This is a genomic window from Nocardioides sp. ChNu-99 (genome assembly GCF_029493445.1).
Lineage (GTDB): Bacteria > Actinomycetota > Actinomycetes > Propionibacteriales > Nocardioidaceae > Nocardioides.
In genome coordinates this window covers 22,852-32,072 of the sequence record NZ_JAHWBL010000039.1, presented here as the reverse complement: position 1 = coordinate 32,072, position 9,221 = coordinate 22,852, and the positions used below count along the sequence as shown (strand labels likewise).

Sequence of the window (9,221 nt, the reverse complement as noted above, 5' to 3'; positions counted from 1 at the left end):
CTGTAGTCGCCGCGGTGCTCCGCGACCATCCGAATCGCCCGCTCCTTCACAGCGGGATCCACCTTCTTAGGCATGTGCTCATCCTCCTTGACTCACAAGGAAGCGGCATCAAACCCGTGACGGTTCACCCTGATCCCGAGCCGGCTTGGTGCGCTTCTCGGACTTCTTTCCCTTGCCCTTCTTTCCCATCGACGATCCAGGGCCGGGGCGGATCGTCCCTCCGGTCAATGCAGTGTCGATGATGCCGGAGATGAGTTCGTCACCAGCTGGGAGCAGGTGGCCATAGGTGTCGATCGTCGTCGTGATCGACTCATGCCCTAACCGGGCCTGGATGTGAGGCAAGGGCGCGCCGCCAGCCACCAACCACGCGACGTGGGTATGCCGCAGGTCATGGAATCGGAATCGAGCAATGCCTTCGGCCTCGAGCGCCGTCATCAGCTTTCGCCACACGTGCGTGCTGAAGTCCCCGTTGTGCAGCGGGTATCCAGCGTTTGAAACGAACACGAAGTCATCAGCAGCCTTGCCTTCAATGCGCTTGCGCAAGACGGTGACCAGGGCGGGCGAGATGGTGATCGTCCGGCGCGACTTGGTTGTCTTGGGCACGCCCAAGTGGTGGTCGCGCATCGTGTGCTTGGGCTTCAACAGCTTGGCGAGCCACCCTGGAACGTCAGTGGCATCGTCCTCTCCGTTGCGCTTCCACGCCTTGTTGATTCGGACTGTGCGGCGCTCGAGGTCCACATCGGAAACCCAGAGAGCTCCGAGTTCGCCGAACCGCATGCCGGTGCCCACGGCCACGGTCAGGAGGTCGGCGTAGGGTCCGGCCAGCTCGACCGCACGCTGCAGTTCTCGTTCCGTAAGGAACCGCAGCTCCGGTCGTGACTGCTTCACCCTGGACATCCGTGGGGCCGTCCCGACGGCAGGGTTCGCCGACAGCCAGCCGCGCTTGACTGCGTATCCGAAGACTCCGTGGATCAGGCCGTGATAGTTCGCCTTCGTCTTGAGGGACCGGTCCCAGTCGATCAACCAGTCCTTGAGGTCTGCCTCGCTGATCGCCGTGACCGGCTTGGTGAAGATCAGCGATCCTCGGATCCTGGTTACTTCAAGCACGCGGAGGTGGCCCAGATAGCGCTTGCGCTGGCCGGGCGAGAGGTCGACGATCTGGCGGACGTATTCCTCGCCGATGTCAACGAAACGCGGCGGCTCAGTGAGCGGATCTGCCTCGCTGGCTGGTCGGACGAAGCCCTCGCCCTTCACCCAGCCGTCTGGCCATCGCTGGCCGGCAGCGTCCACCATCTTCTTGAAGCCCTCGGCCCGGGCGAGGTTCTGCGCGTCGGTGCCCGCGCTGAAGACCTCGAGCTGTACCGCGCCGTCCCGCGTGCCTCCCAGGCGCCACTTCACGCGCGCCGAGATCCCGCCGTCGGTGCGGCGCCGCTTCTCGATGTATGCCACGTCCAAACCTCTCCGAGTAGAGGCTGGTGCACCCTTCGTGCGCCCTTGGGGGCTCAGGCTAACTCCGGAAATGAGTAAAGCCCCAGGTCATCCCCGGGGCCACTCACGTGCGCGAGGGGGGAGTTGAACCCCCACGTCCTTTCGGACACACGGACCTGAACCGTGCGCGTCTGCCTATTCCGCCACTCGCGCGTGAAGCCCGGCAACGTTATCCCGACCCTGCTCCCTTTCCCAAACCGGGCCCGGGCACGATCCGCCCGGCGTCGGCGGGGAAGACCTCTGGAAGCACCCCGACCCCCACCCGATGGCGTAGGTGGACGCACCCCCCATGGTTACGATCGGGCACAGCCCGCGCCCGGTGGGCCGGTCGCGGGTGCCCGCAGACCAGCACGGACCAGACACGACGGCCCCGACGGGGCGCAGGGAGGAGGGTGGATGAGCGGCGGCGGCTTCCAGCGCTTCGAGAACCGGCTCGAGTCGGTGATCTCCGGCGTCTTCGCCCGCGCCTTCCGCAGCGCCGTGCAGCCGGTGGAGATCTCCGCGGCGCTCCAGCGCGAGGTCGACAACAACGCGCAGATCCTCAGCCGCGACCGCCGCCTGGTGCCCAACGACTTCCACGTCGAGCTCTCCCGCTCCGACCTGGACCGGCTCGCGCCGTACTCCTCGACGCTGGCCCAGGAGATGGCGGACTCGCTCCGCGACCACGCCGAGCAGCAGTCCTACGTCTTCCCCGGGCCCGTCAGCATCGACTTCGAGCTGGCCGACGACCTGCCGACCGGGCGCCTGCGGGTGCGCAGCCGCGCCCAGGCGAAGGTCACGAGCAACGCCACCGACACCCAGCTGGGGCGGGCGGCGGCGTACCTCGAGGTCAACGGCACCCACCACCCGCTCGCGCCGCCCGGTCTCGTGATCGGCCGCGGCACGGACGCCGACGTCCGCATCAACGACCCCGGCGTCAGCCGGCGGCACATCGAGTTCCGCGTCGCCACCGGTCGCGCCGAGGACGGCAGCCCGCTGCTCGTCTCCGTGCACGACCTCGGCTCGACCAACGGCATGCTCGTGGACGGGCGCAAGCTCGCGCAGTCGCCGGTCGACGACGGCACGCAGGTGCGGATCGGCAACACGACGATGACGGTCCGACTGGTCACGGAGGACGCCTGGTGAGCGAGCTGACCCTGCTGCTGATCCGGTTCGGCTACCTGGCGATCCTCTGGATCTTCGTGCTGGCCGCTGTCTCCGTGGTGCGCGCCGACATGTTCGGCGCCCGCATGCCGGCCGCCGCCGGAGCCGCGAAGGCGAAGAAGGCCCCCAAGCAGCAGCCCCCCAAGCGGCGGGGCGCGCCGACCCACGTGCTCGTGGTGCAGGGCGCCAACTCCGGGGAGCGGGCCGAGCTCGACGGCCGCCCCATCCTCATCGGCCGCGGCTCCGACGCCGCGATCCGCCTCGACGACGACTACGTCTCGACCCGCCACGCGCGGATCGCGCAGTCGGGCGACCAGTGGTTCGTCGAGGACCTCGGCTCCACGAACGGCACGTACGTCGGCTCCGCGCGGATCTCCCAGCCGACCACGCTCACCCTCGGCGCGCAGGTCCGCATCGGCAAGACGATCCTCGAGCTGCGGAAGTAGGCCCCCGTGACCACTCCTCCCAGCGGTCCGGGCCTTCCCGGCGACGACGAGCCCACCCGCGAGGTGCCCGTCCTGCGCCCCGACGAGCAGCCCCTCGCCCCCCTCGACGACGCCACCCGCCCCAGCCAGCGGGTGCGGCTGGGGGCCGACGGCACCGGTCACCCCGACTACACCGAGATCAGCCCCACGGAGACCACGGGCGAGGTGCCGATGGTGCCGGGCGACCCGGTGGGCCTCCACCTCGACTTCGCCGCCGTCTCCGACGTGGGGCGGGTGCGCAAGGACAACCAGGACTCGGGGTACGCCGGCGCCCGCCTCCTCGCGGTCTGCGACGGCGTGGGCGGCGCGGCACGCGGCGACGTCGCCTCCAGCACGGCGGTCGCCCAGCTGCGCCGGCTCGACGAGACGGCCGCCTCCGAGGACCTCCTCGGCCAGGTCGCGGGCGGTCTGCTGCGCGCCCACACCAGGATCGGCGAGCTCGTCGACGACGACCCCGACCTCAACGGCACGAGCACGACGGCCACGGTCGCGCTGTTCGACGGCGCCCGCATCGGCGTGGCGCACGTGGGCGACTCCCGCGCGTACCTCTACCGCTCCGGCGAGATCACGCAGCTGACGAAGGACCACACCTTCGTGCAGAGCCTCATCGACGAGGGCCGCATCACCGAGGACGAGGCGCGCACGCACCCGCACCGCAACCTCATCCTCAAGGCCCTCGACGGGGTGCACGAGACCGACCCCGACCTGTTCACCGTCGACGTGGCCCAGGGCGACCGGCTGCTGCTGTGCAGCGACGGCGCCTGCGGCGTGCTCGACGACGCCCGGCTCGCCGACATCCTCGGCACGGGTACGCCGGACTTCGCCGCCGTGGAGCTGGTCCGCGCCAGCCTCGAGGCGGGCAGCACCGACAACGTCACCTGCATCGTGGCCGACGTGACCACCCAGGCGGTCGACGCCGAGCCCCAGCTCGTGGGCGCCGCGGCCGAGCTGCCGCGCCGTGCCCTCGCGGGCAGCGGCGCGGGCATCACCGGCCTGTTCCGCGGCCACCGCTCCGGCGACACGGGCGAGATCGACCCGGTCCCGGCCGACCTGCCGGAGTCGGTCGGCTTCGTGATCCCGTCCGACCCCGTCGACCCCGAGGCCGCCCGCTACGCGCCCCTGCCGCCGCGTCGCTTCGTGTGGGTGAAGCGGCTCTTCCTCACCCTCGTCGCGCTCGGCCTGCTCGCGGCGGCGGCGGGCGCGGCGTACGCCTGGAGCCAGCGGCAGTTCTACGTGGGTGAGCACGAGGGGAAGGTCGCGATCCACCGCGGCCTCACCACCGACCTGCTCGGGATCCCGCTCTCGGAGCCCTACGAGACGAGCGACGTCGACGTCGCCGACCTGTCCGACTCCGTCGCGACCCGGCTCGAGGAGGGCATCGCCGCCGACGACCTGGCCGACGCCGAGGAGCGGGTGGCCGCGTTCGCCGCCGACGCCGCCGACGAGGCCGGCTCGACCACCGACCCGACGGACCCGGCCGACCCGACGCCCACGACCCCGACGGCGCCCGCGACCCCCTCGGCCCCGGGTGACGACGCCTCGAAGCCGCCGACCACGCAGACGGGCGACACGGGCACCACCGACACCGCGGCGGGCGCGGGGAGCGCGGCGCTCCTCGGCGCCGGGGCCGGGCGATGAGCGACAGCGGCGCCACCCCGGCCTTCGTGCACCGTCCCCGCCGGGGGGCGGAGCTCTTCCTGCTCATCCTGTCGCTGTGCGTCGGGGCGGGGGCGTACGCCGCGGTGGGCCTCGGCATCGAGGGCACCATCCCGGCCGACATGGTCGGCTACACCGGCTGGCTCGCCGTCCTCATGATCGCGGCGCACGTGGCGATCCGGATGACGGCGCAGTACGCCGACCCGGTCCTCCTGCCCGTCGTCGCCGCGCTGAACGGCCTGGGTCTCGCGGTCATCCACCGCCTCGACCTCGCCGACGACTCGAGCTTCGCGCGCCAGCAGCTGATCTGGATGACGCTCGGCGTGGCGCTCTTCATCGCCACCATCACGCTGCTGCGCGACCACCGGCTGCTGCAGCGCTACACCTACACCTCGGGCCTGGTGGCGATCGCGCTGCTGCTGCTGCCGCTGCTGCCGTTCATCGGCACCACGATCAACGGCGCGCGCATCTGGATCAACGTGCTCGGCTTCAGCTTCCAGCCCGGCGAGATCGCGAAGATCCTGCTCGTCGTCACGTTCTCCGGCTACCTCGTGCTCCACCGCGACGCCCTGGCCCTCGCGGGACGCCGGGTGCTGTTCGTCGACCTGCCCCGCGGGCGCGACCTCGGCCCGATCCTCGGCATGTGGCTCATCAGCCTCGGCATCCTCGTCTTCCAGCGCGACCTCGGCTCCTCGCTGCTGTTCTTCGGCCTCTTCCTGGCGCTGCTGTACGTCGCGACCGAGCGCGCGGGCTGGCTGCTGGTCGGCGGCACGCTCTTCGCCGCGGGCGCGTTCTTCGGCTACCAGGCCTTCAGCCACGTGCGGAACCGCTTCGAGATCTGGCTGCACCCGTTCGACTACGTCGACCGCACGCCCGGCTCCTACCAGCTGGTCGAGTCGATGTTCGGCATGGCGTGGGGCGGGCTGCTGGGCCGCGGCTTCGGTGAGGGCCGGCCCGACCGCATCCCCTACGCGGAGTCCGACTTCATCCTCGGCGCCATCGGCGAGGAGCTCGGCCTCACCGGCGTCATGGCGGTCATCCTCATGTTCGGCGTCATCGTCGAGCGCGGCCTGCGCACCGCGCTGGTCTGCCGCGACGGCTTCGGCAAGCTGGTCGCGACGGGGCTGGCCGGGATCGTCGCCCTGCAGGTCTTCGTCGTCGTCGGCGGCGTCACCACGCTCATCCCGCTCACCGGCCTCACCACGCCGTTCCTGTCGTACGGCGGGTCCTCCCTCGTCGCGAACTGGGTGCTCGTCGCCCTGCTGCTGCGCATCTCCGACCAGGCGCGGCGCCCGCTGCCGAGCATGGAGGACGCGTACGACGGCCCCGACGCGGGCGCGGACGAGGCCACCCAGGTCGTGAAGGTGGTCAAGGCGTGAACAAGCCGATCCGCACCGTGGGCGTCTTCTGCCTGCTCCTCTTCGTCGCCCTGCTCGCCCAGGCGACCAACCTGCAGTTCTTCCGCGCCGAGTCGCTCAACGAGCGGGCGGGAAACGGCCGCGTGCTCGAGGCCCGCTTCTCGGCGCAGCGCGGCTCGATCGTCGCGGGCGACCTGGCGATCGCGGAGAGCGTGCCGGTGGACGACCGCTACCGCTTCCAGCGGACCTACCCGGTGCCGCTGCCCTACGCGCACCTGACCGGCTGGTTCTACTACGGCAACCAGACGATCCTGGAGCGCTCGCAGAACGCGGTGCTGTCGGGCGACGACCCCAGCCTCTTCGTCAACCAGCTGGGCGACATCGTCGCCAACCGCGACCCCGCGGGCAGCAACGTCGGGCTGACCATCGACCCCGCCGTGCAGCAGGTCGCCTACGAGGAGCTCGTCGGCCTCGGCGACGACGTGCAGGGCGCGGTCGTCGCCCTGGAGCCGAGCACCGGACGCATCCTGGCCTCCGTGTCGCTGCCCTCGTTCGACCCCAACGACCTCGCGCTGCGCGACGCCGGCCAGGTCGACGCCAACTACCAGGCGCTGCAGGACGCCGAGGGCTCGCCGCTCGACAACCGAGCCGTCGGCACCACGCTGCCGCCCGGCTCGACGTTCAAGCTGGTCACGGCCGCCGCCGCGCTCGAGGCCGATCCCGACCTCGACGCCGGCTCGCAGGTGCCCGGCGGCAGCTCCTACACGCTGCCCGGGACGAGCACGTCCATCGGGAACGGCGGGCGCAGCTGCGGCACGGACACGATCCCCTTCAGCCAGGCGCTCGAGCAGTCGTGCAACACCACGTTCCTCCGGATGGCCGTCGACGTCGGCCAGGAGCAGATGACCGAGACCGCGGAGGCCTTCGGCTTCAACGCGGTCGAGCTCGAGGACCTGCCGGGGGCGGTGGAGTCGGCGTACCCCGACAACGCCTCCGACGACCTGCTGGCCAAGTCGGGCATCGGCCAGCAGGACGTGCGCGCCACCCCGCTGCAGATGGCGATGGTGGCCGCGACGATCGCGAACGACGGTGTGCCCATGCGCCCCTACGTCGTCGACCAGATCACCTCCCCCGACCTCGAGGTGCTCTCGCGCACCGACCCGGAGGAGATGGACCGGGCGACGAGCGAGCGCACCGCCGGGGTCCTGCGCGAGATGATGGTGAACACCGTCGAGGACGGCACGGCCGGTCCGGCGCGCATCGACGGCGTCGAGGTCGGGGGCAAGACAGGTACGGCGGAGAACTGCGACGGGTGCCGCCCGTACGCCTGGTTCGTGTCGTACGCCGAACGGGACGGCGAGCAGGTGGCGGTCGCGGTGATGCTGCAGAACGTCTCCGCCACCGAGGAGATCGCGGGAGGCCGGCTCGGCGGCCCCATCGCGAAGGCCGTCATGGAGCAGGCCCTGGGAGTGGGAGACGAATGAGCGACCAGACGACGACCGAGCGCTTCGCGGACGACGCCCGCCGCTACCGGCTGGAGTCGCGCATCGCGACCGGGGGGATGGGCGAGGTCTGGCGGGCCGAGGACACGGTGCTCGGCCGCACGGTGGCGGTGAAGCTGCTGAAGCCCGAGTACGCCGACGACCCGTCGTTCCGCGGCCGGTTCGAGACCGAGGCCCGCAACGCGGCCGCCCTGCACCACCCCAACGTGGCGGGCGTCTTCGACTTCGGGCAGGCGGCGCCGACCGACGGCTCGTCGACCCCGCGCCCCTACCTGGTGATGGAGCTCGTCGAGGGCCAGCCGCTCTCCGCGCTGCTGCGTCCGGGCCAGCCGATGGACCCGGCGATCGCGACCGACATCCTGGCGCAGGCGGCGGACGGCATCGGGGCCGCGCACCGCGCGGGCATCGTGCACCGCGACATCAAGCCGGCGAACCTGCTCGTCACCCGCGACCGCACGGTCAAGATCACCGACTTCGGCATCGCGCGGGCCGGCGACACCGTCTCGCTCACCCAGACCGGCATGGTCATGGGCACGCCGCAGTACATCTCGCCCGAGCAGGCCCAGGGCCAGAACGCCGGCCCCGAGGCCGACGTCTACTCGCTCGGCGTCGTCGCCTTCGAGTGCCTCGCCGGCCGCCGGCCCTTCGTGGCCGAGACCGCGGTCGCGACCGCCCTGGCCCACCTGCGCGACCCCGTGCCGGACCTGCCCGGCGACGTGCCCCCCGGCCTCGCGAACGTCGTGCGCCGCGCGCTGGCCAAGGCTCCCGGCGACCGCTTCGCGGACGGTACGACGTTCGCCCGCGCCCTGCGCGACCCCTCCGCCCTGCCCGGCACGGCCGCGGCCGTGGGCGCGGCGGACGACAGCACCCAGGTCCTGACCGGGGTCGGCGCGCCGCTGCCGCCCCCGTCGCGGCCGATCGCGGCGGCGGCCCCCGTGGCCCCGGTCGCCGCGACCACCGTGGAGCGCGTGGACGACGAGCCGCGGCGCAGGAGCGCCCTGCCGTGGGTCGCGGGCGCCCTCGCGCTGCTGCTCGTCGGCCTGCTGATCTGGCTGGCCGTCGCCACGAGCGGGAACGACGACGACCCGGTCGACACCCCGACCACGCCCGCGACGACCTCCGCGCCGCCCTCGACCGAGCCCACGAGCGAGGAGCCCACGGAGGAGGAGCCGACCACCGAGGAGCCGACGAGCGAGGAGCCGGCGGAGCCGGAGACGTTCGACATCGACGCCCAGGACTACGTGGGCCGCGACATCGACGACGTCGCCTCCGAGCTGGAGGGGGAGGGCCTGCGCGTCGTCCGCGACGAGCGCGACAACCCCGGCGGCGAGATCGAGGGGGTCGTCACCGACGTCACCCCGACCACGAACCTCGAGGCCGGCGACACCGTGACGGTGCGCTACTGGGGTCCGGAGCCGGAGCCCGAGCCCACCGAGGACGAGGACGAGGGCGCCGGGAACGGCAACGGGAACGGGAACGGCAACGGTGCGGGGAACGGCAACGGCAACGGGGGCGCCCAGACGACCGCCCCGACGACGGCTGCGCCCTGAGCGATGACGACGACAGGCCCGATGGACGGCCACCCGCCG

Annotated in this window: 7 protein-coding genes and 1 tRNA gene; 6 read left to right on the top strand and 2 right to left on the bottom strand. The window is 71.9% G+C overall.

What is annotated here, in order from left to right:
- Positions 1-108 precede the first annotated feature (108 nt).
- Positions 109-1,449 carry a site-specific integrase gene (locus KK617_RS13180; RefSeq protein WP_277500507.1) on the bottom strand — a complete coding sequence of 447 codons (1,341 nt, stop codon included), beginning with the start codon at positions 1,447-1,449 and terminating at the stop codon, positions 109-111.
- A 108-nt stretch (positions 1,450-1,557) separates the two neighbouring features.
- Positions 1,558-1,641: transfer RNA gene (locus KK617_RS13175), tRNA-Leu, on the bottom strand.
- Between the two features lie 243 nt (positions 1,642-1,884).
- Between KK617_RS13175 and KK617_RS13170 the strand changes: the two genes are divergently transcribed.
- From KK617_RS13170 to KK617_RS13145, 6 genes are read left to right on the top strand one after another with little or no spacing between them, the layout of a single operon-like run.
- The gene (locus KK617_RS13170) at positions 1,885-2,613 is read left to right on the top strand and encodes a DUF3662 and FHA domain-containing protein (RefSeq protein WP_277500506.1); all 729 of its coding nucleotides are present in this window, start codon (positions 1,885-1,887) and stop codon (positions 2,611-2,613) included.
- Positions 2,610-3,077: an FHA domain-containing protein gene (locus tag KK617_RS13165; protein ID WP_277500505.1), complete on the top strand. Its 468-nt coding sequence runs from the start codon at positions 2,610-2,612 to the stop codon at positions 3,075-3,077. Before KK617_RS13170 ends, KK617_RS13165 begins: the two co-directional genes overlap by 4 nt.
- Before the next feature lie 6 nt (positions 3,078-3,083).
- Complete coding sequence (locus tag KK617_RS13160) at positions 3,084-4,754, top strand: protein phosphatase 2C domain-containing protein (protein WP_277500504.1); 1,671 nt, start codon at positions 3,084-3,086, stop codon at positions 4,752-4,754.
- Entirely contained in the window at positions 4,751-6,151 is a 1,401-nt protein-coding gene (locus KK617_RS13155) for an FtsW/RodA/SpoVE family cell cycle protein (RefSeq protein ID WP_277500503.1), read from the top strand. Before KK617_RS13160 ends, KK617_RS13155 begins: the two co-directional genes overlap by 4 nt.
- The gene (locus KK617_RS13150; protein ID WP_277500502.1) at positions 6,148-7,614 is read left to right on the top strand and encodes a penicillin-binding protein 2; all 1,467 of its coding nucleotides are present in this window, start codon (positions 6,148-6,150) and stop codon (positions 7,612-7,614) included. Before KK617_RS13155 ends, KK617_RS13150 begins: the two co-directional genes overlap by 4 nt.
- Complete coding sequence (locus tag KK617_RS13145) at positions 7,611-9,182, top strand: serine/threonine-protein kinase (protein ID WP_277500501.1); 1,572 nt, start codon at positions 7,611-7,613, stop codon at positions 9,180-9,182. Before KK617_RS13150 ends, KK617_RS13145 begins: the two co-directional genes overlap by 4 nt.
- Positions 9,183-9,221 lie beyond the last annotated feature (39 nt).